This window comes from Streptosporangium sp. NPDC051022, from assembly GCF_040683035.1.
Taxonomy (GTDB): Bacteria; Actinomycetota; Actinomycetes; order Streptosporangiales; family Streptosporangiaceae; genus Streptosporangium.
The window spans coordinates 111,128-137,256 of the sequence record NZ_JBFBCF010000018.1 but is presented as its reverse complement, the minus strand read 5'-3'; the positions used below and the strand labels follow the sequence as shown (position 1 = coordinate 137,256).

22 protein-coding genes, 1 tRNA gene and 1 pseudogene are annotated in these 26,129 nt (G+C 67.7%); 8 read left to right on the top strand and 16 right to left on the bottom strand.

Annotated features, from left to right (window positions below; translation table 11 throughout):
• Nucleotides 1-16: 16 nt before the first annotated feature.
• The 15 genes and pseudogenes from AB0N02_RS27185 to dnaA all read right to left on the bottom strand — a co-directional run bounded on the left by AB0N02_RS27185 (nt 17) and on the right by dnaA (nt 16,852).
• A pseudogene (locus AB0N02_RS27185) lies at nt 17-1,290 on the bottom strand (carbamoyltransferase C-terminal domain-containing protein).
• A 92-nt stretch (nt 1,291-1,382) separates the two neighbouring features.
• Nucleotides 1,383-2,204, bottom strand: coding sequence for an abortive infection family protein (locus AB0N02_RS27180; RefSeq protein WP_363951989.1), 822 nt, complete (start codon nt 2,202-2,204; stop codon nt 1,383-1,385).
• A gap of 177 nt (nt 2,205-2,381) precedes the next feature.
• The gene (locus AB0N02_RS27175; protein WP_363951987.1) at nt 2,382-2,585 is read right to left on the bottom strand and encodes a hypothetical protein; all 204 of its coding nucleotides are present in this window, start codon (nt 2,583-2,585) and stop codon (nt 2,382-2,384) included.
• Nucleotides 2,586-2,606: 21 nt separating this feature from the next.
• A complete protein-coding gene (locus AB0N02_RS27170) occupies nt 2,607-3,362 on the bottom strand; it encodes a hypothetical protein (protein WP_363951984.1) in 756 nt (251 codons plus the stop codon).
• Nucleotides 3,359-3,589: a hypothetical protein gene (locus AB0N02_RS27165; protein WP_363951982.1), complete on the bottom strand. Its 231-nt coding sequence runs from the start codon at nt 3,587-3,589 to the stop codon at nt 3,359-3,361. The genes AB0N02_RS27170 and AB0N02_RS27165 overlap by 4 nt, the downstream gene beginning before the upstream one ends.
• 250 nt (nt 3,590-3,839) lie before the next feature.
• Nucleotides 3,840-3,913: transfer RNA gene (locus AB0N02_RS27160), tRNA-Ile, on the bottom strand.
• 148 nt (nt 3,914-4,061) lie between these two features.
• A complete protein-coding gene (locus AB0N02_RS27155; RefSeq protein WP_363951980.1) occupies nt 4,062-4,733 on the bottom strand; it encodes a DUF3566 domain-containing protein in 672 nt (223 codons plus the stop codon).
• 60 nt (nt 4,734-4,793) lie between these two features.
• Nucleotides 4,794-7,283 carry a DNA gyrase subunit A gene (gyrA, locus tag AB0N02_RS27150; protein ID WP_363951977.1) on the bottom strand — a complete coding sequence of 830 codons (2,490 nt, stop codon included), beginning with the start codon at nt 7,281-7,283 and terminating at the stop codon, nt 4,794-4,796.
• A 42-nt stretch (nt 7,284-7,325) separates the two neighbouring features.
• Nucleotides 7,326-9,272, bottom strand: coding sequence for a DNA topoisomerase (ATP-hydrolyzing) subunit B (gyrB, locus tag AB0N02_RS27145; RefSeq protein WP_363951974.1), 1,947 nt, complete (start codon nt 9,270-9,272; stop codon nt 7,326-7,328).
• Nucleotides 9,273-9,568: 296 nt separating this feature from the next.
• Entirely contained in the window at nt 9,569-10,186 is a 618-nt protein-coding gene (locus AB0N02_RS27140) for a DciA family protein (protein WP_363951971.1), read from the bottom strand.
• On the bottom strand, nt 10,176-11,384 hold the full coding sequence (recF, locus tag AB0N02_RS27135; protein ID WP_363951968.1) for a DNA replication/repair protein RecF: 1,209 nt from the start codon (nt 11,382-11,384) through the stop codon (nt 10,176-10,178). The genes AB0N02_RS27140 and recF overlap by 11 nt, the downstream gene beginning before the upstream one ends.
• A gap of 216 nt (nt 11,385-11,600) precedes the next feature.
• Nucleotides 11,601-12,542, bottom strand: a complete 942-nt coding sequence (gene gnd, locus AB0N02_RS27130) for a phosphogluconate dehydrogenase (NAD(+)-dependent, decarboxylating) (protein WP_363951965.1) — start codon at nt 12,540-12,542, stop codon at nt 11,601-11,603.
• A 32-nt stretch (nt 12,543-12,574) separates the two neighbouring features.
• Nucleotides 12,575-13,312, bottom strand: a complete 738-nt coding sequence (locus AB0N02_RS27125) for a 3-keto-5-aminohexanoate cleavage protein (RefSeq protein ID WP_363951962.1) — start codon at nt 13,310-13,312, stop codon at nt 12,575-12,577.
• Between the two features lie 62 nt (nt 13,313-13,374).
• Nucleotides 13,375-14,514 carry a DNA polymerase III subunit beta gene (dnaN, locus tag AB0N02_RS27120; protein WP_363951959.1) on the bottom strand — a complete coding sequence of 380 codons (1,140 nt, stop codon included), beginning with the start codon at nt 14,512-14,514 and terminating at the stop codon, nt 13,375-13,377.
• Nucleotides 14,515-15,088: 574 nt separating this feature from the next.
• Complete coding sequence (dnaA, locus tag AB0N02_RS27115; protein ID WP_363951956.1) at nt 15,089-16,852, bottom strand: chromosomal replication initiator protein DnaA; 1,764 nt, start codon at nt 16,850-16,852, stop codon at nt 15,089-15,091.
• A 527-nt stretch (nt 16,853-17,379) separates the two neighbouring features.
• Between dnaA and rpmH the strand changes: the two genes are divergently transcribed.
• The 8 genes from rpmH to AB0N02_RS27075 all read left to right on the top strand — a co-directional run bounded on the left by rpmH (nt 17,380) and on the right by AB0N02_RS27075 (nt 22,820).
• Nucleotides 17,380-17,517 (top strand): 50S ribosomal protein L34, encoded by a 138-nt coding sequence (rpmH, locus tag AB0N02_RS27110; protein ID WP_010849920.1) that lies wholly within the window; start codon nt 17,380-17,382, stop codon nt 17,515-17,517.
• 113 nt (nt 17,518-17,630) lie between these two features.
• Nucleotides 17,631-18,005 carry a ribonuclease P protein component gene (rnpA, locus tag AB0N02_RS27105; protein WP_363951952.1) on the top strand — a complete coding sequence of 125 codons (375 nt, stop codon included), beginning with the start codon at nt 17,631-17,633 and terminating at the stop codon, nt 18,003-18,005.
• Nucleotides 18,005-18,283, top strand: coding sequence for a membrane protein insertion efficiency factor YidD (gene yidD / locus AB0N02_RS27100; RefSeq protein ID WP_363952176.1), 279 nt, complete (start codon nt 18,005-18,007; stop codon nt 18,281-18,283). Before rnpA ends, yidD begins: the two co-directional genes overlap by 1 nt.
• A gap of 4 nt (nt 18,284-18,287) precedes the next feature.
• Nucleotides 18,288-19,241 carry a membrane protein insertase YidC gene (gene yidC, locus AB0N02_RS27095; protein ID WP_363951950.1) on the top strand — a complete coding sequence of 318 codons (954 nt, stop codon included), beginning with the start codon at nt 18,288-18,290 and terminating at the stop codon, nt 19,239-19,241.
• Nucleotides 19,242-19,276: 35 nt separating this feature from the next.
• Nucleotides 19,277-19,780 carry a R3H domain-containing nucleic acid-binding protein gene (locus AB0N02_RS27090; RefSeq protein ID WP_363951948.1) on the top strand — a complete coding sequence of 168 codons (504 nt, stop codon included), beginning with the start codon at nt 19,277-19,279 and terminating at the stop codon, nt 19,778-19,780.
• Between the two features lie 172 nt (nt 19,781-19,952).
• Nucleotides 19,953-20,663 carry a 16S rRNA (guanine(527)-N(7))-methyltransferase RsmG gene (gene rsmG / locus AB0N02_RS27085; RefSeq protein ID WP_363951945.1) on the top strand — a complete coding sequence of 237 codons (711 nt, stop codon included), beginning with the start codon at nt 19,953-19,955 and terminating at the stop codon, nt 20,661-20,663.
• Between the two features lie 297 nt (nt 20,664-20,960).
• A complete protein-coding gene (locus tag AB0N02_RS27080) occupies nt 20,961-21,776 on the top strand; it encodes a ParA family protein (RefSeq protein WP_363952173.1) in 816 nt (271 codons plus the stop codon).
• A 69-nt stretch (nt 21,777-21,845) separates the two neighbouring features.
• On the top strand, nt 21,846-22,820 hold the full coding sequence (locus tag AB0N02_RS27075) for a ParB/RepB/Spo0J family partition protein (RefSeq protein ID WP_363951943.1): 975 nt from the start codon (nt 21,846-21,848) through the stop codon (nt 22,818-22,820).
• A 2,164-nt stretch (nt 22,821-24,984) separates the two neighbouring features.
• Here AB0N02_RS27075 and AB0N02_RS27070 read toward each other — a convergent pair.
• Complete coding sequence (locus tag AB0N02_RS27070) at nt 24,985-26,046, bottom strand: beta-eliminating lyase-related protein (RefSeq protein ID WP_363951940.1); 1,062 nt, start codon at nt 26,044-26,046, stop codon at nt 24,985-24,987.
• Nucleotides 26,047-26,129: the final 83 nt, after the last annotated feature.

Sequence of the window (26,129 nt, the reverse complement as noted above, 5' to 3'; positions counted from 1 at the left end):
CAGCACGCCCACCTCATCAGATCTTCTCCACCAGGTAGTCGCCCAGGCACAGCGCGTCCAGGTCACCGGCTTGGAACGTCGCGAGCGCGTCGGCCGGGCTCTCCACGATCGGTTCGCGGTCGTTGAAGCTGGTGTTGAGCACGACGGGCACGCCGGTGAGGGCCCTGAAGTGCTCAATGAGCACGGCGAAGCGCGGGGAGGCCGCCGGGTGACGGTCTGGACACGGGCGGTTCCGTCGACGTGGACCACTCCAGGGGTCCGCTCCTTGGCACCGTCGTGGACGGCGGGCGCGAGCAGCATGAACGGGGACGGGCCGTCCAGGCCGAACCAGCGGGAGGCGTGAGCGTCGAGTACGGCGGGGGCGAACGGCCGGAAGGGCTCGCGGTGCTTGATCCGGTCGTTCAACGCGTCCCGGCCGGCGGTGCTGCGCGGGTCGGCCAGGATCGAGCGGTTGCCCAGTGCCCGGGGGCCGAGCTTGCTGCCGCCCTGGAACCAGCCGATCAGGCGGCCGTCGGTGAGCATTTGTGCGGCGCAGGCGGCGATGTCGCTCTCCCGCCGCCAGGTGAAGAGGGCGAAGCGGCGCTCGACCAGGCCCGAGCGGGGATCGCGGTTCAGGGCCAGTTCGATCTCCTCGTCGGTGTAGGAGCGGCCGAAGGAGTCTGTGGTCAGGGGGCGGCGCGGCAGTTCGCCGGTGAGGCGGTGCAGGCCGTACAGGGCGTTGCCAAGGGCCTGGCCGCGGTCGGAGGCCGGGGGCGGGACGAACAGGCCGCTCACCTCGGGCAGGCGTCGGATCCTGTCGTTGGCGACGCAGTTGAGCGCGACCCCACCGGCCATGCACACCTGGCTCACCCCGGTGACCGAGACGACCACCCGGACCAGCGCGCACAGCACCTGCTCCACCTGGTCCTGGAGGTAAGCCGCGGCGTCGATGCCACGCGGGTGGTCGCCCCGGCTGCCCGGCGGGCCGAAGTCGAAGCCGGTCACCGCAGCGAGGGCTGCGACGCCGCGGGCGTGGGTGGTCTCCAGCCGCCCGTAGACGCGGGTGTCGTGGATGTCGAACAACGGTGCGAGGTAGGCGGTCGGATCTCCGTAGGAAGCCAGGGCCATCGTCTTGCCCGCCTCCTGCGGGTGCCAGCCGAAGTGTTCGGTGAAGGCCTCGTAAGTGGCGCCGATCCCGCCGTGACGGCCCCGGTTGGGGTCGTTGCCGCCGAGCCGTTCGATGCCGCCGGGGCCGGCCAGGTAGAAGGTCTCGGTGTCGGCGTGGTTGCCCGCGCCGTCGGCGACCAGCACGGTGGCCACGTCGCAGGGGCCAAGAGAGAAACGGCCAGCGAGTCCCACAGGGCTCGCTGGCCGTCTGGCCGAACAACGGGTAGCTCGATTGCTCAGTTCTTAGCCTTCTGCCAAGGCGCCTTGGGATCGGCCAGTGTGTCCAGAACAAGCTGGCACCACGTGAAGGCGGCGTTGACGGCCAAATGCGCGTGCCGAGCCCCAAGCCCCACCGGCACGCTCGCTGGACCGTGTCCGGTGCCGTAACCACGATTACGCAGTTCGGCCAGACCGATCGCTATGGACGACACGGCGCCAAGGATCTTCTTGACCGCGTCGCTGCCGTCAGGTCCGGGGATAGCTGATGACGGGTGAAGGCCGAGGGCCTGTTGTGCATCTCGTACCAGGGCTGGCAGGTCGGCCTTGTCGTCCACGGGCAGGCCTCGCTCCTTCAGGACGACCTTGGCCGTGCTTTCGATGAGCTCTTTGGCGCTGCCAACGGCCAGTGCCGGATCGTCGATGATGGCACGCTGAATACGTCCGAGCTGCTGACGGATCGCCGAGGCATCGGAGAGGTTCTTCAGTGAGTCCAGGGAGAACCGTGGACCAACTGGCGTGATGTGTCCGCTCTCTTCATCGAGAAGGTAGCCGTCGCGCTTCAGCGATTGGAAGAACTTGCTGCTGTACTGCGGCTCAAAGCCATGAGTCAGCCGCTCGAAAACGCGCAGAACTCTGTTGACGTGGTTGGCGTCGCTCCAGTCGACGGCTTCGAGATACTCCTGCGTGCGTGATCGCCTCACGCTGGTGTCTTGGTAGGTGCTCGTCGTGCTGGGCGCGAAGAGCTCGTCTTGGAAGGCCGCCTCGATCTCTCCAACGGTGACACCGGTCATGAGATCACGGAACAGTCCACGAGTGGTCCTGCTGATCAGTTCACTCACATCACGTCACCACCTCAGATCGGTCAAGTAATCACCAGCATGCCGGATACGGCCGACAGTTGGCCTCCCGATATCGGCTCAAAGCAAGGCGTCAGGTAAACCGCTGCCGGAGATACGGCGAGTCAGGCTTCGGCGAATAGGGGCGAAGGTCTGCCTGAGTCCATCCGTGGCTGGTGATCAATCGGCATCAGGATTAACAAGATCGTCTCGCGTGATGACACTCGGGCTAGCCTTCCCCAGCTTGCTCGCGGTGGCCTGGGGTGGGTAGGCACGAATCACAATGAAGTAGACACGAACACCGAACATCTCCACGAAGGGCGGCCATGCCTTGTCGATGCCTTCGGACGGGAACTCAAGGACTCGATCGGTGACGTTGAACACGACCAGGTAGGCGACGTTCTTCTAGTGGTCTTGGGCATACTGGACGATCTGGTTGAAGCCCTTGGCAAGGTAGCTCTTTCCCCGTCCGCTTCCATCGAAGATCTTCCCGTCACAGATCAAGGGATCGTGAGTCTCCAGCCCACCGATCAGGTCAGCCTCACCTGAAGCGGATCGTGGCTTGGCATGGGTGATGTAGTTTCCGTCCAGAAAGAGAAACCGCTGGAGATCAAGGTTGTAGATCTCCTCACCGGTTCGACTGTGCTCCTTGAAGCGCGCGTGAAGTTTCTCGCGGTCGAACCACTCCACCTGACGCACATAACGTTCGAGCACGTAGAGGACACTGCTCGCCACACCAACCCGCTCGGACAGAAACTCAAACAGCGGAGCCAGGACTCGCTCAGCGAATTCTCGCCAGTTGTCATTGAGATCTCTACGGCTGCTGAGCGTGCTCGCGTAGCTGATAATGGTTTGCCGGGATCCCTCACCCTTCCGGTCTTCATCCGCCACCTGCTGCATGAGTTTCCAGATGAGCGCTGCCTGACCTTCCTCGGTCCGGCTCGACCATGTGAATACCCGTTCGAATGACTTGATGAACTCATCCAGATCCAGATCTGGTTCCGCCCGCTGTGCCTCCGCAAGGATCGCAACCAGTGGAGGTTGTGTGGCGATCCAATCGACGATCAGTCGGACCTGATGCCCCGCCGTCATAAAGTGCTCGGTCATGACACGACGCAGCCGATCACGAAGGGCGACTTGCAGGTCCTGCTGGTACCTCATCCGAACAGGCCTTTCAGGGCTTGGTTGATCTGCTGCTCGATGGCGCTACCAGCGGTCTGCATGCCGCCTTCGCCGTCGGTCAGCCGTACGTCGATCCGGCAGCACGGACAGGTGATGACGCACTGAGCGACGATCTCCGACCAGCGCACCCACATGATGTACCGGCACGCCGGGCAGGGGATGTCCAGGTCGCTGTGGAGGAACTGGGTGGCAAGCGACTGGCCCATCAGAGCATCATCCCGCTGAAGCGATCGAAGGGTGCCAGGTAGTCGGAATGAGCATGAATAGGCTGCCGAGAAACGCGCCCGAGATGTTCACCACCCCGGGGACAAGGGGTTACCCGACATCCGCCTGCTGTCGATGTGGACTGATCTCTGTCACCTGGTCGGGGGCGATCCCGCTAACAAACGGCTAACAAACGATCAAGAGGCCAGATCCACGATCTTGGGATCTAGCCTCTGAGCTGGGATTACTATGTGGGGCTACCAGGACTTGAACCTGGGACCTCTTCCTTATCAGGGAAGCGCTCTAACCGTCTGAGCTATAGCCCCTTGTCACGTGCGAGAACGGTATCGCATTCACCCCGCTGAGGCGAATCCGTTTGATTCCGTCCGCTCGAACAGGGAAAAGCTTACCCTGTTCCGGCACCCGCTTGCGCCATGTCCCCGGTCCGCAGGCCGGGGACATGGCGGCGGACGCCTACTCGGCCTCGCTGAAGGTGACCTCGACGCCGCCGACCAGGTCGGAGGCGATGTTGTAGATCACCGAGCCGAGGGTGGCCAGGGCCGTGATCAGCACGACGTTCACGGCGCCGATCAGGGCGGTGTAGCCGAGGATGCGGACCGGCTCGAACCAGGAGGCGATGTCGAAGCCGCTGGCCGAGGGCTTGCCGTCCGAGACGGTGAACTGGTTGACCGTCTGGATGATGTTGTCGAACACGCCCAGGCCGTTCAGCACCATGTAGAGCACCGCGACCGCGACGAACAGCACCACGAAGCAGACCAGTGAGACCACGAAGCTGAACTTCATGGCCGACCACGGCTCCACCCTGCGCAGCACCAGGTGGGCCTTGCGAGGCGCTCTCGGGGAGGTGTCGGACGTCTTCTTGCTGTCCGGCCTGTCCGGTGCCGGAGGCGGCCCCGACAGCCCTCCCGGTGTCCAGGCGGCGTTTCCGGACTCCGGAGCCGCCGGGCGTATGCGTGTTGTGTTGTCGCTTGTCTTGCCGTCCTCGATGGCGGTCACACTCTGCCTGCCCTTGAAATCGTCGGTTACCGAATTATCGGTCTCCGGCGTGGGCTTACCACCGTCTGCCGGCGACTCGACCACCTCCGCGGGGTCCGGTCCGGTGGCCTTGTCCATCTTCGCGGTCACCTGATCGCGTGTCGACGAGGATGCAGGACGTGGTCCAGGCCTGGACTGAGAGCTCACGGGCTACTCACCTTCCCCGTTTTCCTCAGTCTCCAACGCCTCGGCGTTGCGGGCGAGAGCCACGACGCTGTCGCCCTCCACCAGATTCATCAGACGCACCCCCATGGTCTGGCGACCAGACTGTTTGATCTCCCCTGCGCTGGTCCGGATAACCCCGCCGGCGGACGTGATCGCGAAGACCTCGTCCTCCGAACTGACCATGACAGCCCCAACCAGCTTGCCACGAGCGCTAACGATCTTGGCGGTCAGGACACCCTTGCCGCCTCTTCCCTGCACAGGGTACTGATCGGCGGGTGTGCGCTTGGCATACCCACCCTCGGTCGCGATCAACACATCATCGCCGTCCGCGATCCGGTTCATCGCCAGAAGTTCGTCACCTTCGAGGAAACGCATGCCGATCACACCGCTGGTCGCCCGGCCCATCGGCCGCAGGGCCTCGTCGGAGGCGGTGAAGCGGATGGACTGCGCGCCGCGGGAGACCAGCAGGAGGTCGTCGTCCTCGGAGACCAGTCTGGCGGCGATCACCTCGTCATCTTCCCGTAGATTGATGGCGATGAGGCCACCCGAGCGCGGCGAGTCGTATTCCGACAGCCGGGTCTTCTTCACCAGACCGCTCCGCGTGGCCAGCACGAGGTACGGCGCGACCTCGTAGTCACGCAGGTCCAGCACCTCCATGACGACCTCGTCCGGCTGCATGGCCAGCAGGTTGGCCAGGTGCTGGCCGCGGGCGTCCCTGCCCGAGTCGGGAAGCTCATACGCCTTGACCCGGTAGACGCGGCCCTTGTTGGTGAAGAACAGCAGCCAGTGGTGGGTCGTGGTGACGAAGAAGTGGTCGACGATGTCGTCCTGGCGCAGCTGCGCGCCGCGCACGCCCTTGCCGCCGCGCTTCTGCGCGCGGTAGAGGTCGGTGTTGGTGCGCTTGGCGTAGCCGCCGCGGGTGATCGTGACGACCATGTCCTCCTCGGCGAGGAGGTCCTCGATCGACATGTCGCCCTCGTAGGCGATGATGTCCGTCTTGCGGTCGTCGCCGTACTTGGAGGTGATCTCCGAGAGCTCGTCGAAGACGATCGTCCGCTGCCGCTCCGGCGAGGCCAGGATCTCCTGGTAGTCGATGATGTGGACCATCAGCGCGTCGTACTCGTCGGTGATCTGCTGCCGCTCCAGGGCGGCCAGCTTGCGCAGCTGCATGTCGAGGATGGCCTGCGCCTGGACCTCGTCGATCTCCAGGAGCGTGATGAGGGCGCCCTGGGCGGCGGCGGCCGACGGCGAGCGCCGGATCAGCGCGATGACCTCGTCCATCCGGTCGAGCGCCTTGAGCAGCGCGCGCAGGATGTGGGCCCGCTCCTCGGCCTTGCGCAGGAGGTAGCGCGTCCTGCGGACCACGACCTCGATCTGGTGGGTGATGTAGTGGCGGACGAACTGGTCCAGGCGCAGGGTCCGCGGCACGCCGTCGACCAGCGCCAGCATGTTGGCGCCGAAGGTGGTCTGCAGCTGGGTGTGCTTGTAGAGGTTGTTCAGCACGACCTTGGCGACCGCGTCGCGCTTGAGCACGATGACCAGGCGCTGGCCGACCCGGGAGGAGCTCTCGTCGCGGACGTCGGCGATGCCGCTGATCCGGCCGTCCTTGACCGACTCGGCGATCGACAGCGCGAGGTTGTCCGGGTTGACCATGTAGGGCAGTTCGGTGACGACCAGGCACTGGCGGCCCTTGGCGTCCTCCTCGACCTCGACGATCGCCCGCATGGTGATCGAGCCGCGGCCGGTGCGGTAGGCGTCGTCGATGCCCCGGCGGCCGACGATCAGGGCGCCGGTCGGGAAGTCGGGCCCCTTGATCCGGGCGATCAGAGCCTCGAGGAGCTCGTCGTCGTCGGCCTCGGGGTTCTGCAGGGCCCACTTGACGCCGTCGGACACCTCGCGCAGGTTGTGCGGCGGGATGTTCGTCGCCATGCCGACCGCGATGCCGGTCGATCCGTTGACCAGGAGGTTCGGGAACCTCGACGGCAGGACCAGCGGCTCCTGGGAACGGCCGTCGTAGTTGGGCTGGAAGTCGACGGTGTCCTTGTCGATGTCACGGATCATCTCCATGGCGATCGGCGCGAGCTTGCACTCGGTGTATCGCATGGCGGCGGGCATGTCGTTGCCCGGCGACCCGAAGTTGCCCTGGCCGTCGACCAGGGTGTAGCGCAGCGCCCAGGGCTGGGCGAGCCGTACGACGGTGCCGTAGATCGAGGAGTCGCCGTGCGGGTGGTAGGAGCCCATCACGTCGCCGACGACGCGCGAGCACTTGAAGTAACCGCGGTCGGGACGGTAGCCGCCGTCGTACATGGCGTAGAGCACGCGGCGGTGCACCGGCTTGAGCCCGTCGCGGACGTCGGGCAGCGCGCGGGACACGATGACGGACATCGCGTAGTCCATGTAGCTGCGCTGCATCTCCGACTGGATGTCGACCGGTTCGATGCGCTGCTCTGTGGGCGGAGTGTTCACTTCCGTCACGGGTGAGAGTCCTTTTCGAAAGAGAGGTCTGTACGGCTGCCGCTACACATCGAGGAAACGGACGTCTCGCGCGTTCCTGATGATGAAGGAGCGGCGAGCCTCGACGTCCTCACCCATGAGAACGCTGAACAGCTCGTCGGCCTGGGCGGCGTCGTCGAGGGTGACCTGGAGGAGCACGCGGGTGTCGGGGTTCATCGTGGTGTCCCAGAGCTGGCCGGCGTTCATCTCGCCCAGACCCTTGAACCGCTGGATGCCGTCGTGCAGGCGCGGGTCGCGCTTGCCCCGCTGGATGCCGTCGTCGATGATCGCGTCGCGTTCGCGGTCGGAGTAGGCGTAGGAGGCGTCCTCGCCGCGACGGTCCCACTTGATCTTGTAGAGCGGCGGCTGGGACAGGTAGACGTGCCCGGCCTCGATCAGCGGGCGCATGAAACGGAACAGCAGCGTCAGCAGCAGCGTGTTGATGTGCTGGCCGTCGACGTCGGCGTCCGCCATCAGGATGAGCTTGTGGTAGCGGAGCTTGGCGATGTCGAACTCGTCGTGAACGCCGGCGCCCATGGCGGTGATCAGCGCCTGGACCTCGGCGTTCTTCAGCACCTTGTCGATGCGGGCCTTCTCCACGTTCAGGATCTTGCCGCGGATGGGCAGGATGGCCTGGTACTTGGAGTCGCGGCCGCCCTTGGCCGAGCCGCCGGCCGAGTCGCCCTCGACAATGAACAGCTCGCACTTCTCCGGATCGCTCCACTGGCAGTCGGCCAGCTTGCCCGGCAGGCCCGAGCCCGACTCGAGCAGCGACTTGCGCCGGGTGAGGTCGCGGGCCTGGCGGGCCGCGATGCGGGCGCGGGAGGCCTGCAGGGACTTGTTGATGACGTCCTTGGCCTCGCCGGGGTTGCGCTCGAACCAGTCGCGCAGGTGGTCGTTGCAGGCCTTCTGCACGAACGACTTGGCCTCGGTGTTGCCCAGCTTGGTCTTGGTCTGGCCCTCGAACTGCGGGTCGGCCAGCTTCACCGAGATGATCGCGGTGAGACCCTCGCGGATGTCCTCACCGGTGAGGTTGTCGTCCTTGCCCTCCTTGAGGAACTTCTGCTCGCGCGCGTAGCGGTTGACGATCGACGTCAGCGCCGCGCGGAAGCCCTCCTCGTGGGTGCCGCCCTCCGCGGTGTTGATGGTGTTGGCGAAGGTGTAGACCGACTCGCTGTAGGAGTTGTTCCACTGCATGGCGATCTCGACGGAGATGCCCTCGCCGTGCTCCTCGAAGTCGATCACCGAGACGTGCGCGGCTTCCTTCTTGGAGTTCAGGTGCTGGACGAAGTCGGAAAGACCGCCCTCGTAGTGGTAGATCGCCTCGGCGGGCTCGCCGTTGACGACGTGGTCGGGCCGCTCGTCACGCAGTGAGATCGTCAGGCCCTTGTTCAGGAAGGCCATCTCCTGGAAGCGGCGCGAGAGCGTCTCGAAACTCCACGTGGTGGTCTCGAAGATGGTGTCGTCGGCCCAGAAGGTGATCGAGGTGCCGGTCTCCTCGGTCGGTTCCCCCTTCGCCAGGGGGGCGGTCGGCTTGGAGTGGGAGTAGCTCTGCCGCCAGTGATGGCCGTCGGTGCGGATCTCCACCTCCAGCGCCGTGGACAGGGCGTTCACCACCGAGACGCCGACGCCGTGCAGACCGCCGGAGACGGCGTACGACTTGCTGTCGAACTTGCCGCCCGCGTGCAACACGGTCAGGACGACCTCGACGGCGGGACGGCCCTCCGCCTCGACGATGCCGACGGGAATGCCTCGGCCGTTGTCGACGACCCGCACGCCGTTGTCCGCGAGGAGGGTCACCTCGATCCTGTCGGCGTGCCCGGCCAGGGCCTCGTCGACGGAGTTGTCCACGACCTCGTAGACGAGGTGGTGCAGACCACGTTCACCGGTCGAGCCGATGTACATGCCTGGGCGCTTACGGACCGCCTCGAGTCCTTCGAGTACGGTGATTGAGCTAGCGTCGTAGGACAAGTGCGAAATCCTCCTGCCGCGGACACGCGGCGAGAGAGCCTGTCAGCCCCGCCGTGCCCGTCACCGTCGTGAATGCCCCGATGCGTTCACCCAGGGGAGTCGACCGGAGGCCGGGGTGATCACGCAAGTGGACGTGTCCGGAATTCGATTTCATTCTAGCGGCTCGGAACGGGTCGTGTGGCATTGACGGGCTCTGGAAGCCTCTGTCGCGCGTCCACCCTCCGCTTGAACATCCCCCTACAGGGAGGGGGCTCATCGCGCCAGAAAGGCCGCTGATCCGTTTTCCGGGTTGCGGGTCACCCGTAGGTGTCGCCCGGACCGCGGCTGCCGGTGACGCGCAGGCCACCGCTGGGTCGCGGCCCGTTCACCGGGCCCCGCACCTTCACCCGCTGCACGGTCCCGTCGCCCAGTTCCTCATTCAACCGCCTGACCAGCGTCCTCGCCAGCAGCCTGACCTGCGTGGCCCAGGCGGTCGAGTCCGCCGCCACCAGGACCTCTCCGTCGGCGAAGGTCTCCGGCGTGGTGTGCGCGGCCAGATCGGGGCCGACGATCTCCTTCCAGCGGCCGAACACCCCGCCGACCGCGACGGACTGCTCCCAGCCCCGGTCGGCGAGCAGGTCGGAGATGGCCCTGCCGAAGAGCTGGGGGTCGCCGTGGTCCCTGCGCGGCCCCTGCGCCCTGCGCCGTGGCTCGCGCCGGGGCAGCTGCCCGCGCTTGGCGGCGTCGGCCCTGGCCTGGGCCAGCTTCTCCCTCGCCAGCGCGGCGCCCTTGGCCGCCGCGCTCCTGGCCGATCCGGGCTCCGCCGCCTCCCACCCGGGTGACGCCGCCGACGACGGGGACAGTGACGGAGACAGTGACGGGGACGGGGACGGGGACGGTACGGCGCCGGGCGCGCCGGGCCTGTCATCGGACACGGTTCACCTTCCCCTCGGCGACGTCGAAACGGGCGCCGGTCAGCTCGCCGGGCACGTCGGCGGCGACCGCGGCGGTGATCAGCACCTGCTCCGCGGGGGCCACGATCTCGGCCAGGCGGCGGCGGCGCTGACTGTCCAGCTCGGCGAAGACGTCGTCGAGGATCAGCACGGGATCGCCGCCGTCGGCCCTGAGCAGGTCGTAGGCGGCCAGCCTGAGCGCCAGCGCGAACGACCACGACTCGCCGTGGCTGGCGTAGCCCCGCGCGGGCAGCTCTCCCAGCCCCAGGAACAGGTCGTCGCGGTGCGGGCCGACGAGCGTGACGCCGCGCTCCAGCTCGGAGCCGCGGACCTCGAGCAGGGCGGCCCGCAGCCGCTTCTCCAGGTCCTCCCGCCCCGTCTCCGTCACCACCGGCTCCGCCCCCACCGGCTCCGTCACGGGCAGGGTGCCCCGGTAGTCGAGGCACGCCGGCGCCGAACCGGGCGCGAGCGCGGCGTACGAGGCCGCGACCCGCGGCCGCAGCTCCTCGATCAGGTCGAGCCTGGCGGCGAGCAGTTCGGCGCCGTGCCTGGCCAGGTGCGCGTCCCAGACGTCCAGGGTGCTCAGCGGGTCTCCTGCCCCCGCGGCGGCGAACGCCGAGTCGTTCTCGGCCCGCCGCCCGCTCCGGCCGCTCCGGCCGCCCCGCCGTGACTGCGCCGCCGTGCGCAGCAGGGCGCCACGCTGCTTGAGCACCCGGTCGTAGTCGGCGCGGACCCCCGCGAAACGGGGCGTCCTGGCCACCAGCAGATCGTCGAGATAGCGGCGCCGTTCGGAGGGGTCGCCCTTGACCATGGCGAGGTCCTCGGGAGCGAACAGGACCGTGCGCAGCATGCCGATGACGTCACGCGGGCGGGACACGGGCGCGCGGTTCAGCCTGGCCCGGTTCGCCCGCCCGGGATTGATCTCCAGCTCGATCAGGGCCCGCCGGTCCTCGCGCACGACCACGGACCGCACGACCGCGCGCGCGGCGCCGTGACGCACCAGCGGCCCGTCGTTGGCGACCCGGTGGCTGGACTGCGTGGCGACGTAGCCCAGCGCCTCGACCAGGTTGGTCTTGCCCTGCCCGTTCGGCCCGACGAACGCCGTGACGCCCGGCTCCAGGCCGAGCTCCACGGTGTCGTAGGACCGGAAGTCGGTCAGCGAGAGGTGGGCGACATGCACCTCAGGAAGACTAGCCGTCCGGACCCGCCGCCGGGGCCCCACCGTGCCCGTACGGCCGCCGCCCGCGCGAACAGGTGGAAAGCCCGCACCCGCCTGTGGAGAACCCGGAGGAACCGGAAAACCCGGGGAGACCTCGGGAGAACCCGCGCGCGACGGGGAGTCCCGGGAGCCCGCAACCGGAAACCCCGGAAACGGGCCGCCCCGAAACCCGGATCGCTACCTGTCGGCCTCGACCGGCGGGGTGACGTCGGCGCCGGGGGCGTCCGCGCCCCTGCCGGTCTCCCCCTCCTTGGAGGTGACCGCGTGGCCGCCGAACTGGTTGCGCAGGGCCGCGATCACCTTCATGGCCGGCGGGTCCTCCTGCCGGGAGGCGAACCTGGCGTACAGCGCGGCGGTGATGACCGGCAGCGGGACCGCGTGGTCGACGGCCGCCTGGACCGTCCACCTGCCCTCGCCGGAGTCCTCGGCGTAGCCCCTGAGGTCGGCCAGCTCCGGGTCCTGGTCGAGCGCGCGGACCATGAGGTCCAGCAGCCAGGAGCGGATGACGGTGCCGTGCCGCCAGCTGCTGAACGCGCCCGGCACGTCGGTCACGACGTCGGAGGCCTCCAGCAGCTCCCAGCCCTCGGCGAAGGCCTGCATCATGCCGTACTCGATGCCGTTGTGGACCATCTTCGCGAAGTGGCCGGCGCCGACGGCTCCCGCGTGGACGAAGCCGCCCTCCGCGGGCCGGAGGGTGTCGAAGACCGGCCTCAGCCGCTCGATGTCGGCGTCGCCTCCGCCGACCATCAGGGCATAACCGTTCTCCAGGCCCCAGACGCCGCCGCTCACCCCGCAGTCGACGAAGCCGATCCCCTTGGCGCCGAGGTCGGCGGCGTGCTTCTGGTCGTCGAGGTAGTGCGAGTTGCCGCCGTCGACCACGACGTCCCCGGGCGACAGCAGGGTGCCGAGCTCCTCGACCGTCGCCTGGGTCGGCGCGCCCGCGGGCACCATGACCCACACGGCGCGCGGCTCCTGAAGCCGGTCGACCAGCTCCTTCAGGCTGGAGACGTCACTGGCCGCCGGGTCCCGGTCGTAGCCGACGACGTCGTGGCCGCCGCGGCGCAGCCGCTCGGCCATGTTGCCGCCCATCTTGCCCAGCCCGATCATGCCGATCTGCATACGAGCACCCCCTTCAGGGTTCCATCATCCACCTACACCAGGCGCGCCAGCGCGAGTCGTACCAGGTCGGCGTTTCCGCCGACCGGCTCGCCCACAGGGCTGTGGAGAACGTCTTCCAGACCGATGCGCGTGGCCAGTCCCAACTGCCCGGCCTCGTCGACAAGTATCCAGGCGGGTTCCCCTTCTCCGTGGAGAAGCCGCGGGCCGGCGACGGCCAGTTCGTCGAGCCGGCGCAGCACGGCGTGCGCCCGGGACACGGCCGTGTCCGGGGCGCCCCCGATGATCTCGACGAGCACCCGCACGCACTCCAGCCCGGTCGCGGCGAGCGCCTCGGCGTCGCCGGTCGACCAGACGCCGGCCTCGACGTCCACGCCGAGCCGCCGAAGATCATGCCACAGGCCGGTGAAGCCGGGCTCGGAAAGGTTCACCGAGGCGAAATCGGGCCGTTCCCCGCCGGGCAGCGCCGCCCACCCCCTGACGGCCTCGCCCCGCGCGCCGGCGTCCCCGCCCGTCATCCACAGGCCCGTGCTCACCCCGACGGGCAGACCGGGACAGGCCCGCCGTACGGCGCGCACGGCCGCGCCGACGCAGGCGGCGCTGAGAGACTCCCTGCCCGCCTCGTCGCGCGGGTGCATGTGAACAGCCGCCGCACCCGCCTCACGAGCCTCACGGGCCGCCTCAGCGAGTTGCAGGGGGGTCAGGGGGAGTGCCGGGTGGTCACCGGGCTTCCTGCTCCCGTTGAGGCACGCCTTCACCATGATCGAGGTCATCGCCCGTTCCTACCCGGCCCGGTCCGCCGCTCACCCGCCTCGGGCGAGGGCCCGGGGACCCGTCAGCTGGACAGGCGGATGGGCATGATCAGGTAGCGGTAGTCGGGAACGCCCCCGTCGTCCACGGGCTTTCCACCGGTGAGGATGGCCGGCTTGGTCGAGGTGGTCATCTGCAGCCTGGCCACGTCGGAGTCGATCGCGCCCAGCCCCTCCAGCAGGAACTGGTGGTTGAAGGCGATGTTGATGTCGTCGCCCTCGAAGTCGACCGGCAGCACCTCGACCGCCTGCGCCTCGTCGCCGCTGCCCGCCTCCAGGACGACCTCGCCGTCCCGGAAGGCCAGCCGCACCGGGGTGTTGCGCTCGGCGACCAGGGCCACGCGCTTGACGGCCTCGACGAAGGTGCCCGTGGACAGCTCGGCCTTGGCGGAGAACTCCGTCGGCAGCAGCGAGCGGTACTTGGGGAACTCCGGGTCGAGCAGGCGGGTGGTCGTGCGGCGACCGGCGCTGGAGAAACCGATCATGCCCTCGCCGGTGCCACCGACGGAGCTCATCGCGATCTCGACCTCGGCGCCGGTGCTCCCCAGCGCCTTGGCCGCGTCGGCGAGCGTCTTGCCGGGGATCATGGCGACCGCGGAGAAGTCGGGCTGGCCCGGCTGCCACTTCAGCTCGCGGACGGCGAGGCGGTAGCGGTCGGTCGCGGCGAGGGTGACGGTGTCGCCCTCGATCTCCATGCGCACGCCGGTCAGCATCGGCAGCGTGTCGTCCTTGCCCGCGGCGACGGCGACCTGGCCGACCGCGGAGGCGAACACGTCGCTGCCGACCCGTCCGGCGGCCGGGGGCATGGTCGGCAGGGAGGGATAGTCCTCCACAGGCATGGTGAGAAGTGTGAACCGGGCGCTGCCGCAGGTGACGACCGCCTTGGCGCCCTCGACGACGAAGTCGACGGGCTGGGCGGGCAGCGCCCTGGTGATCTCGGCGAGGAGCCTGCCCGAGACGAGCACCACGCCCGCCTCGCCGGTCTGCGGTTCGAGGGTCACCTCGGCGGACACCTCGTAGTCGAAACCGGAGAGCTTGAGCTGCCCCTTGTCCGTCACCTCAAGACGCATGCCGGCGAGCACCGGCACGGAAGGGCGCGCCGGCAGGCTGCGTGCCGTCCATGCGACCGCCTCAGCGAGCACGTCTCGCTCGATCCGGAACATCACGTGGATCTGCCTCCTGTGTGTCGAGCGCTGTCCGCTCGGTGCCTTGGGTTCAAGTGTTCACCGTCCCGCACGCTTGCTCCCCGGGAACCCTTGCTATGGGTCTTGGATTTCTTAGTTAGAGATACAAGGGGTCATCGCATTAGGGGCGGTGGAAACTGTGGACAGCCTATGTTTCCGCAGCTCAGCTGTCGTCTTTTCATCCACCGGCGGTGTGGGTGGAGGGTGTGGAGAACTCGGCGGGCTGGGGAGAACCGAGCTGTGCACACAGGCCGTCCCCAGATCGGGGGCCGTTCGTCCACCGGTTATCCACGAGGTTTCCCCAGGTTCTCCACGGGGTATGAGGTCGTTTTGTCCCTGGGGAAAACTCTCTTCACAGGGCGTCCCCAGGATGTCCACGAGTTCTCCCCAGGTTCTCCCCAGGTTCTCCCCAGAGTTGTCCCCAGGCCGCCGAGACGTGACGAACCGGTCAAATCGTGAACGATCATGACGGAACATCCACCCTCCGTCATCCACCGAGGCCGTACCGCTGATCCACAAGGTTTTCCACAGCCTGTGCATCACGGTGGGGGAAGTCTCATCCATTGCGCGACTGCTGCTTGATCCTCGTGGTCAGCTCGTTGACCTGGTTGTAGATCGATCGACGCTCGGCCATGAGAGAACGGATCTTCCGGTCGGCGTGCATGACCGTGGTGTGGTCGCGGCCGCCGAACTGCTGGCCGATCTTCGGCAGCGACATGTCGGTCAGCTCCCTGCACAGATACATGGCGATCTGCCGGGCGGTGACCAGGACGCGCGAGCGCGACCCGCCGCACAGGTCGTCGATCGACAGGCCGAAGTACGCCGCGGTCGAGGCCATGATCGTGGCGATCGTTATCTCCGACCCGGCGTCCTCGGTGATCAGGTCCTTGAGCACGACCTCGGTGAGCTGCAGGTCGACCGACTGCCGGTTGAGGCTGGCGAACGCGGTGACCCTGATCAGGGCGCCCTCGAGTTCGCGGATGTTGGTGGAGATGCGGCTGGCGATGTACTCCAGCACCTCGGGCGGCGCGGCCAGCCCCTCCTGGATCGCCTTCTTGCGCAGGATCGCGATGCGGGTCTCCAGCTCGGGCGGCTGGACGTCGGTGATCAGGCCCCACTCGAACCGGTTGCGCAGCCGGTCCTCCAGGGTGACCAGCTGCTTGGGGGCGCGGTCGCTGGAGATGACGATCTGCTTGTTGGCGTTGTGCAGGGTGTTGAAGGTGTGGAAGAACTCCTCCTGCGTCTGTTCCTTGCCCTCCAGGAACTGGATGTCGTCCACGAGCAGGATGTCCACGGCCCGGTAGCGGCCGCGGAAGTTGTCGGCCTTGTGGTCGCGGATGGAGTTGATGAAGTCGTTGGTGAACTCCTCCGAGCTGACGTATCTCACCCGGGCGCCGTCGTAGAGGCTCTGCGCGTAGTGGCCGATCGCGTGCAGCAGGTGGGTTTTGCCCAGGCCGGAGTCACCGTAGATGAACAGCGGGTTGTAGGCCTTGGCCGGCGCCTCGGCGACCGCGACCGCCGCGGCGTGGGCGAAGCGGTTGCTGGAGCCGATGACGAAGGTCTCGAAGGTGTACTTCGGGTTCAGGCGGGCGGGTTCTCCCTGCGTGCGGCCGCCCCTGCCGTCCCATCTGTTCTGCACGGGCCCCGCCGCCTGGGACGGGGTCGGGCGCTCGAAACCCTGCGAGGGCCGCTCGAAGCCGTCGGACTCCGGCCGGGGCGGCGACGGCTGCGGGGTGTAGCCGCCGCGGCCGTACCCGGTGTTCTGCTCGACCGGCGCCGACGCCGGGGGATCCGCCGGGAGGTACGGCTGCGCGGGCTCCTCACCCTGTTGATAAGGGTAGGAGAACGCCTGCCCCTGTGGCTGACGCTGTGGATAGTCGGTGGACGACGCGGGGGTGGGGCCCGCCCCCTGGTAGGGGTGCTGGACGCCGGAAACGCTGTGGTGCTGGGACGTCACCGGCTGTGTATAACTCTGCTGGGAACCCCCAGCCTGGGGATAACCCTGCGGCTGGCTCTGGGGATAAGTCTCCGGGCGCGGCACGCCGCCCGGCTCCGGGCCCGCCGCGCTCGGGTCGACCATGACCGCCACCCGCATCGGGCGGCCGAATTCCTGGGAGAGGGCGTGGCTGATCAGCGGACGAAGCTTGTTCTCCAGGACATCTCTGGCGAAATCGGTCGGGGCCGCGAGCACCACGGTGTCGTTCATGAGGCCGAAGGGCCGGGTCATACCGAGCCAGACGCGCTGCTGGGAGGGGACGCTTCCGTTGAGGGAGTTCTCCAACGCCCGCGCCCACACCTCGCCGAGGTCCATTCCGTCCATGCCCGGCCCATCCTCCTGTCGACGCGGCCCCCGCACGAGCTCACCGCGATCTGTTTATCCACACCGATGGCCGCCGGGCACACCGGATTCCCCCGTTGTCCACATGTCGGCGCCCCTGTTGCCCTCTCGGGGTCGCCGCCTGGAATCCACATCGAATCCACACGGTGTGCACAGCCCCGCACCCGCCGTCCAGCACGTCCGGGCAGCGGAGACTGGGGACTGGAAGGGCCGACAGTAGCCCTGTCCACAGCCTGTGTTCAAGACGTTGTCCACAGCCTAGTGGCAGTGTGGGGGAGGCTGAGTGCACATCCTGTGGACGGCGAGGCGCCGGTGGATAAAGGGGCTGTGGATTCGTGGATAACCTATAACCGCGTGTTCTCTGGTTTGACCTGGGGCACGCGTTCCCCGTAACGTACGACGGTCGGCTTGTCACGCGGCGGCTATTTCGCATGCCCCGCTTCCGGCAGGCCAGCCATTGTCGAGCGTCCCCATGTGCTGGGGACGCGCCTTGAGCCTGGAGCCCACTCGTGAGCAAGCGTACTTTCCAGCCGAACAACCGTCGTCGCGCCAAGACCCACGGCTTCCGGCTGCGCATGCGCACCCGCGCCGGTCGCGCCATCCTGGCCGCCCGCCGTCGCAAGGGCCGCGCAGAGCTCTCCGCCTGACGCATCCGTCGTGCCCGGCCAACCGGCCGGGCCGAGGCAGCAGCGAACCGTCGCCCGTCGGCCGCAAGCCGGCGGGCGATGGCCGTACCTGCCAGGGTCAACCAAGGTCCTCTGTGTTGCCGTCCGTGTCCCGCATGCGCCGGGGCGAGGAGTTCGCCGACGCGGTCAGAAAGGGAAGCCGAGCAGGCCGTCCCACCCTGGTCGCGCACTTGCGCATGCGTGCAGAAACAGACGAATCCCCCTTGGTGGGATTTGTGGTAAGCCGTGCGGTAGGCGGCTCGGTTACCCGAAATCGGGTCAAACGTCAGTTGAGACACCTCGTGCGAGACCGTCTCCACCGTCTTCCGCGAGGTAGCCTGCTGGTTGTACGCGCCAATCCACCGGCCGCGTCCGCGCGAAGCGAGCGCCTTGCCGCCGAACTCGACGTCGCGCTGGATCGTTTACTCAGGCGGCGAGAGCCTTCCAAGGCTCGCATGGATGGGCGATGATGACGGCGCAGCATATCGCCGGGATTTCCCCGGCCGCCAGGATCCTGATGGCTCCTATCCGGTTCTACCGGGCCTACGTGAGTCCTCTGCTGGGTCCACGTTGCCGCTTCCATCCTTCGTGCAGCGCCTACGGCCTCGAGGCCGTCGCCGTCCACGGCGCGTTGCGCGGCACGTGGCTGACGATTCGAAGAATCGGGCGTTGCCACCCATTCCATCCCGGAGGTTTTGACCCGGTGCCCCCGCGCCCGGGCCGGTCCGACGAAACGCAAGGGAGCTAGCTCGGTGGAGCTGTCCTGGCTGAACTGGCTGTATACAGCCGTCGCCCAAGTAATCACCTGGATTCACCAGGGTTATAGCAGCTTCCTCGACCCGAACAGCGGGCTGACCTGGGCGCTGACCATCATCACCCTGACGGTGCTGATGCGGCTGCTGATCTTCCCCCTCTTCCTCAAGCAGATGCGCTCGTCGAAGAAGATGCAGGAACTGGCGCCCAAGGTCCAGGAGATCCGTAAGCGCTACAAGAACGACAAGCAGCGCATGAACCAGGAGGTCATGGCGCTGTACCAGGGGCAGGGGGCCAACCCGCTCGGTGGCTGTCTGCCGGTCGTGGCCCAGTTCCCGATCTTCATCTCGATGTTCACCGTGCTGAACGCGATGGCCCACGGCCAGCTGAAGTTCGGCATGTCGCAGGAACTGGTCGACAGCGCCAGGGCGGCGCACATCTTCGGCGCCCCCCTGCCGGCGACCTTCTGGAGCAGCGCCGAGCAACTCGAGGCGCTCGGTGGCGCCAACCTGATCCAGACGAAGATCGTGCTCGGCATCTTCGTGGCGATCAGCTCGGCGACCACCTTCCTGACCGTCCGGCAGAGCGTGACCCGCTCGATGGCCCAGATGCCGGACAACCCGATGGCGCAGCAGCAGAAGATCCTGATGTACATCTCGCCGCTGTTCGCGATCTTCTCACTGAACTTCCCCCTCGGCCTGATCCTCTACTGGGTCACCACCAACCTCTGGACGCTGGGGCAGCAGCACTGGTTCTACAGCCGTCACCCCTCTCCCGTGGCCGACGCCAAGGGCAACATGGTGACGCCCGAGCCCAAGCCGAGCATCCTGAGCAAGGTCAGAAAGAGCGCGCCCGAGCCCGAGGCTCCTCCCGCTCCGCCGGAGGTCAAGGCGGTCCGCCAGCAACCCACCCGCCAGCCCCGCAGCAAGCGGACGGGTAGCAAGAAATCCTGACGATCAACCCCGACAGCACAAAGGAGTGGCCGGACGTGACCGAGGCCGAAGCCGAAAAGGAGACCGCGAAGGCGGCTCCGGATCTCGCTGCGCTGGAGCAGGAGGGCGAGATCGCGGCGGACTACGTCGAGGGTCTGCTCGACATCGCCGACATCGACGGTGACATCGACATGGACGTCGAAGGCGACCGCGCCGTGGTGTCGGTCGTGGACGTCAAGGGCGGTGACCTCGTCGGGCCCAACGGTGAGGTCCTGGAGGCGATCCAGGAGCTGACCCGCCTCGCCGTCCACCGTCAGACGGGCGAGCGGTCCAGGCTCATGCTGGACATCGGCGGCTACCGCGAGCGCCGCCGTACCGAGCTGACCGAGCTCGGCAGCAAGGTCGCCGCGGACGTCAAGCGCAACGGCGAGCCCAAGTCCCTGCAGCCGATGACCCCGTTCGAGCGCAAGATCGTGCACGACGCGGTCGCGGCGGCGGGCCTGCGGAGCGAGTCCGAGGGCGAGGAGCCCCGGCGTTTCGTGGTGGTCCTGCCCGCGTAACGACACAGACGATGAAAGGGCCGCCGCCCCTGGTCTTCAGGGGCGGCGGCCCTTTTTCGCGTCCTGCTCTCCGTCCTGCTCTCACGGCCTGCCCTTGTACGGCTGCGCGGAGCGGGCCGTTAGCCTTAGAACTCCCTGCCCAGAGAAGTTCCCGAGGAAGAGTGAGCGTCGAGTGAGCGACCAGATCCCCGAGCCGCCCGAGGTTGCGCGCGAGGTGTTCGCCGGCGATGCCTGGTCCAGGGCGGAGGCGTTCGCGGGACTGCTGGCCGGTCCCGGTGTGGTACGCGGGCTGCTCGGCCCTCGTGAGGTGCCCCGCATCTGGGACCGTCACCTGCTCAACTGCGCGGTGGTCGCCGAAGCCGTCCCGGAGGGCGTGCGACTGGTGGACATCGGATCCGGAGCCGGACTGCCCGGCCTGGTTCTGGCGATCGTGCGCCCGGACATCAGGGTCACCCTGATGGAGCCTCTCCTGCGCCGGACGGTTTTCCTGGAAGAGTGCGTGGAGGCCCTGCGGCTCGACAACGTCGAGGTGCTGCGCGGCCGGGCCGAGGAGTTCGTGGGCAAGCGCGAGTTCGACGTGGCCTCCGCGCGCGCGGTCGCACCGCTGGACCGGCTGCTGAAGTGGGCGCTGCCGCTGCTGCGTGAGGGCGGTGAGCTTCTGGCGCTGAAGGGAGAACGGGCGGCGGAGGAACTGGCGGACGCCGAGGCGCAATTGCGGTCCAGTGGGGTGCAAACCGCCGAGCTTGTATCGGTCGGGCACGGTAAGGTCGAGCCGCCTGCAACTCTCATTCGGGTGGTCGCCGGTCGGGCCTCCGGAGGAGTAGGGCAGAGCGCTCGCCGAAAGGATCGTGCCTCGCGGGCGAAGCGGACACGAGGCCAGTAGGACAGACCGAGCAAAGCGAGTACGAGGCCAGTGGATGACCGTGGAAGTGCGATTGTGAGCGCGGGAGGCGGTCTCGGCTGGCCCGAGGATCCCGTCACCCCGTCGGATGGACGCCCTTCTGGTCTGGGCTGGCCCGCGTCGGCGGCTCCCGTCGGCGCTGTCAGGCCGGTTGAAAGGACGACGACCGTGACCCAGACCCCCCTTAATCCCGGCGACTCGCCGTTGGTACGAGAGGCACTCAGCTCAGTGGTTTCACGTGAAACATCCGCTCAGACGACTACGGCCGCTTCCGGAGGCATCACTGGAGGACGGGGTGACGAGTGGCCCCGGCCGGCCAGGACCCGCATCTTCACCGTCGCCAACCAGAAGGGGGGCGTCGGGAAGACCACGACATCGGTGAACCTCGCGGCCGCGCTCTCCATGCACGGGCAGCGGGTGCTCGTGGTGGACCTCGACCCGCAGGGCAACGCCTCCACGGCGCTGTCCATCGAGCACCGGGGCGACGTGCCGGACATGTACAAGGTGCTCGTGGAGGACGTCCCCCTCGCGGATGTGGTGAAGGAGGTCCCGGGCATGCCCGGCCTCTACTGCGCCCCCGCCACGATCGACCTGGCCGGGGCGGAGATCGAACTGGTCTCGATGGTCGCCCGTGAGGCCCGCCTGCAGCGCGCGCTGAACGCCTACACCGCGGTCGAGTTCGACTACATCCTCATCGACTGTCCTCCCTCGCTCGGCCTGCTGACCGTCAACGCGCTGATGGCCGCGAACGAACTGCTGATCCCCATCCAGTGCGAGTACTACGCCCTGGAGGGTCTGGGCCAGCTGCTGCGGAACGTGGACCTGGTCCGCGCCCACCTGAACCCCACGCTCGACCTGTCCACCATCCTGATGACGATGTACGACGGCCGGACCAGGCTGGCCTCCCAGGTCGCCGAGGAGGTCCGTTCCCACTTCGGGGACACCGTGCTCAAGACGCTGATCCCCCGCAGCGTCCGGGTCTCCGAGGCCCCGAGCTACGGCCAGTCGGTCATGACCTACGACCCGGGCTCCAGCGGGGCCATGGCCTACATGGACGCCGCCCGTGAGATCGCCTACCGTGGCGCCGCCGTGTGAACGCGCGGACATCCACGAGCGTCACTGTGAAGGCCGCCGAGGGCGGGACCCTGAGCCGGGGGAGAGACTGTGGTAGGTAAGCAGCCGAGAGGTCTGGGCAAGGGGCTGGGCGCGCTCATCCCGACCGGCCCGGCCGTGGAGGCCCCGGCACCGGCGGCGATCGCGACGTTGGTCGCGCCGCAGCCCGAGGCCCCGCAGACCGTGCCTCTCAACCCGGTCGCGGGTGCCTACTTCCTTGAGATCCCCCTCAAGGACATCACGCCGAACCCGCGCCAGCCCCGGGACATCTTCGACAACGATGCCCTGGAGGATCTGGCCACCTCGATCCGAGAGGTGGGGCTCCTCCAGCCCGTCGTGGTGCGCTCGGTCGGAGAGGGACGTTACGAGCTGATCATGGGGGAGCGTCGCTGGCGCGCCTCGAAGCTCGCCGGGCTCTCCGAGATCCCCGCGATCGTACGGAGCACCGATGAGGACAAGCTCCTGCTGGACGCGCTCATCGAGAACCTCCAGCGCGAACAGCTCAACCCCCTGGAAGAGGCGGCGGCCTACCGGCAGCTCCTCGACGACTTCGGCGCGACCCACGAGCAGCTGGCCGTGCGCGTCGGCCGTTCCCGCTCCCACGTGACGAACACCCTGCGTCTGCTCAACCTGCCGCCCAAGGTCCAGCTCCGGGTGTCGGCGGGCACGATCACCGCCGGGCACGGCCGCGCCCTGCTGTCCCTGGACGACCCCGCGGCGCAGGAGCACCTCGCCACCCGGATCGTGGCCGAGCTGCTGTCGGTCCGTGAGGTCGAGGAGATCGTGGCGGTGGGCGACGCCAAGGCCGCCCCCGCCCCCAGCGTCAGAGCTCCCAGGGCACGGCCCGCCGAGGAACCGGCGCTCCGCCATCTGGCCGACCGTCTCTCCGACCGTTTCGAGACCCGGGTGAAGGTGGACTTCGGCCGGCGCAAGGGCCGCATCGTCGTGGAGTTCGCGACCATCGACGATTTGGAACGCATCATCGCGACGATGGCGCCGGGCTCCATGCAACAGATCGAGGAGTGATCTGATCCCCTCCACGGCCCTCGCGTTTCACGTGAAACACGAGGGCCGTTGTTTTCTGTTCGCGCTGCGGGGACGGGGAGCGGGTCTGTTCGCGTGGCGGGTGGGTTTGTTCGCGCTGCGGGGGGTGGGTGGTCCGGCCGGCCGTCGTTGGTGGCGGTCTGGTGTTTTCAGGCCTCTGGCCTGGCGGGCGCGGTGCTGTCTGTCTTTTTATACGCCGGCCGGACCACCCACCCCCCTCCGCGCACCCTCTGGCGGTCCGTACGGTGTGGCCCGCCGTAGTGGCTCTCTTTCCGGCTGCTCGGTGTTGTGGTGGAGGCTGAAGCAATCCGTGTGGGGGTTCGTCGGGGCTGGATCGCCGTAGCTGAAGCGATCAGTGCGGGAAGGAGCGCAGGGCTGAGGTAGAAGCTGCGCCCTCTTAAGCAAGCCCACCCGCCCGTGGGGCGGCAGCTTCGGTGAGGCACCTGATACCCACCCGCCCAACCCTCAGCCGAGTTCACTCCCCAACCAACCCTCAGCTGAGTTCACCCCCCAACAACCCTCAGCCGAGTTCCCTCAACCATCCCTCAACCAGACCCACGCCCCAACCAGGCCATGGTTCTTAACCAGGTCACAATTTCCGGCTGGGTAACGGGCTGTGTCCACTCGCCGGACCACCTATCCCACCCCATCTCAGTTGGCCGTCTCCTTCCCCGGCCAAACGATTCCCCCACCCGTGGGCCCGCCCTTCGGTGAGATGGCCGCCGCCTACCCAACGCGCCCACACCATCTGCCCCGTCCGCCCCTGACCATCTCCCAACGACCCCACCCCACCACTCCATGGCTCACCGTCCTAGGCCCACCGGCCTGCTGACCCGCCGGTGGGCCTACGGGCTGTGAACGGATACGAGGAACTGCTGGTGGACAGACATGGACATGCTGCTCCACAGACAGCGGTTCCCCCGGCATACGGCCATGTAGTCCTCAATCCTGCGGACATCGGAGAGGCCGTTCTTGTGGCAAGGGATGGAGCAGTTGGGGCTCACGATCGCCTGGGGGTGGCCGGCGTAGGGCGACGGCCGGGGGCGATCGATGCCGCAGGGTCTCCTTCGTCGGCCCCACGGCATCGGAGCACTTCTGTGACTCACTGAGATGCGAACGGTGCCGACGATTCGACGTCCAGGAGCACCCCCAGCAGGACTTCGTGCAGGCTTCCACTGAACAGGTCTGTGGTCCGTCCACAGGGATTTCCGATGTCCGCCAGTCGGCATCCCCATGTCCGCACAGTCCATAGAGGCGTCCGCCGACCACTGCTTCCTCATGTCCGCTTACACGGGCTGATGGAGATGTCGGTGGGCCTACGGGCTGATAGGGATGAGGTGGGGGTGTGGGGAGATGAGGCCGTGGAGTGGTGGGTTTGGTTCGGTGCTTTGACTGTTCGCCATATAGGTCGTCCTGGGGATGCGAGGGGTTCACCGACGCTCTCTCCGGAGAGGTCACCTCCAGAGGGCCACCTAAGGGATGTCTCCAGAAGGGCGGTAGGGGTACGGGCACCAGGATCGGGCGGGTGGGTATCAGGTGCCTCACCGAAGCTGCCGCCCCACGGGCGGGTGGGCTTGCTTAAGAGGGCGCAGCTTCTACCTCAGCCCTGCGCTCCTTCCCGCACTGATCGCTTCAGCTACGGCGATCCAGCCCCGACGAACCCCCGCACGGATTGCTTCAGCCTCCACCACAACACCGAGCGGCCGGAAAGGAAGCCGCTACGGCGGGCCACACGTACGGGCCGCCAGAGAGTGCGCGGAGGGGGGTGGGTGGTCCGGCCGGCGTATAAAAGGACAGACAGCACCGCGCCCGCCAGGCCAGAGGCCTGAAAACACCAGACCGCCACCAACGACGGCCGGCCGGACCACCCACCCCCCGCAGCGCGAACAAACCCGCTCCCCGACTCCAGCCATCCAACGCCCCAGCGATCCCACCCCACACCGATGAGAAGAGGCGGGGCGACAGGGGCAGAGGAGCAGGTGCGCGTTTCACGTGAAACACGGTTTGGAGCAAGGAGGTCGTCTGCGCTCCGTTTCACGTGAAACACCACTCTGGACGAGGGGATCACCCCCGCTTCGTTTCACGTGAAACACGGCTTGGAGTAAGGAGGTCGTCCGCGCTCCGTTTCACGTGAAACAGCCGCGCATCAGGCGCCGCTCTCCCCCTGTACGGCGAGCCGGATGTCGGCGATGAACCCGTCCACGTGCTCCGCGGTGGTGTCGAAGGCCGTCACCCAGCGCACCACGTTCGCGGACTCGTCCCAGACATGGAAGAGGTGGTGCTGCTGGAGTTCGGTGATCACCTTCTCCGGCAGCGCGGGGAAGACGGCGTTGGACTGGACGGGATAGCGCAGCGAAACGCCGGGGAGGTCGGCGATGCCGTCCGCCAGCCGGTGGGCCATGGCGTTGGCGTGAGAGGCGTTCCGGCGCCAGAGGTCGTCGGTGAGGAGCGCGGTCAACTGGGCGGAGACGAAGCGCATCTTGGAGGCGAGCTGCATGCCCTGCTTACGGAGGAACAGCGCCGGAGTGTCGAGCTCAGGTCGTAGGACGACGAGCGCTTCGGCCCCCATGGCGCCGTTCTTGGTGCCGCCGAAGCTGAGCAGGTCCACGCCGGCGTCGGTGGTGAGCGCGCGCAGCGAGCAGCCGAGCTCGGCCGCCGCGTTCGCCAGACGGGCGCCGTCCATGTGGATGAAGAGCCCGCGCGCGTGGGCGAACTCGGCGAGATCGGCGATCTCGTCGGGGGTGTAGCAGGTGCCGCACTCGGTCACCTGGGAGATGGAGATGACGCGAGGCTGGGAGTGGTGCTCGTCGCCCAGCACGGTGAGCCGGTCACGGATGTCCTCAACCCTGATCTTGCCGTCGTCCGTGGGCAGCGGGACGAGCTTGGCGCCGAGTGCGCGCTCCGCGGCACCGCACTCGTTGGTGTTGATGTGGGCGCTCTCCGGGCAGAGCACGGCGTCGTAGGGGCGCAGGACCAGACCCAGTCCCACGACGTTCGCGCCGGTGCCGTTGAACATGGCGTAGGCGGTGGCCTGTGCGCCGAACTCGACACGGAAGGCGTCTTCCATCGCTTGGGTCCACGGGTCTCCGCCATAGGCGGGAGCGTCCATGGCGTTGGCCTCGATGATGGCGGCGAGCACGGCCGGATGCACGCCCGCGTGGTTGTCGCTGGCGAAGCTCTTGGGGAAGGAAGAAGTGGAGGTCAGCACAGAATCCAGCCTAGGACGTGCTTTCGGTCCCTCTTCCTCCCTCCCACAGCGGAGTGCCCGGCCGGTGGACGGTTGCCCGGTGC

Bases quoted from the DNA above. Each gene is read 5' to 3' on its own strand.
- gnd (WP_363951965.1), bottom strand. From the start codon at position 12,542: ATGCAGATCGGCATGATCGGGCTGGGCAAGATGGGCGGCAACATGGCC.
- AB0N02_RS27170 (WP_363951984.1), bottom strand. From the start codon at position 3,362: ATGAGGTACCAGCAGGACCTGCAAGTCGCCCTTCGTGATCGGCTGCGT.
- dnaA (WP_363951956.1), bottom strand. From the start codon at position 16,852: ATGGACGGAATGGACCTCGGCGAGGTGTGGGCGCGGGCGTTGGAGAAC.
- AB0N02_RS27125 (WP_363951962.1), bottom strand. From the start codon at position 13,312: ATGACCTCGATCATGGTGAAGGCGTGCCTCAACGGGAGCAGGAAGCCC.
- yidD (WP_363952176.1), top strand. From the start codon at position 18,005: ATGACGGCGCAGCATATCGCCGGGATTTCCCCGGCCGCCAGGATCCTG.
- AB0N02_RS27165 (WP_363951982.1), bottom strand. From the start codon at position 3,589: ATGGGCCAGTCGCTTGCCACCCAGTTCCTCCACAGCGACCTGGACATC.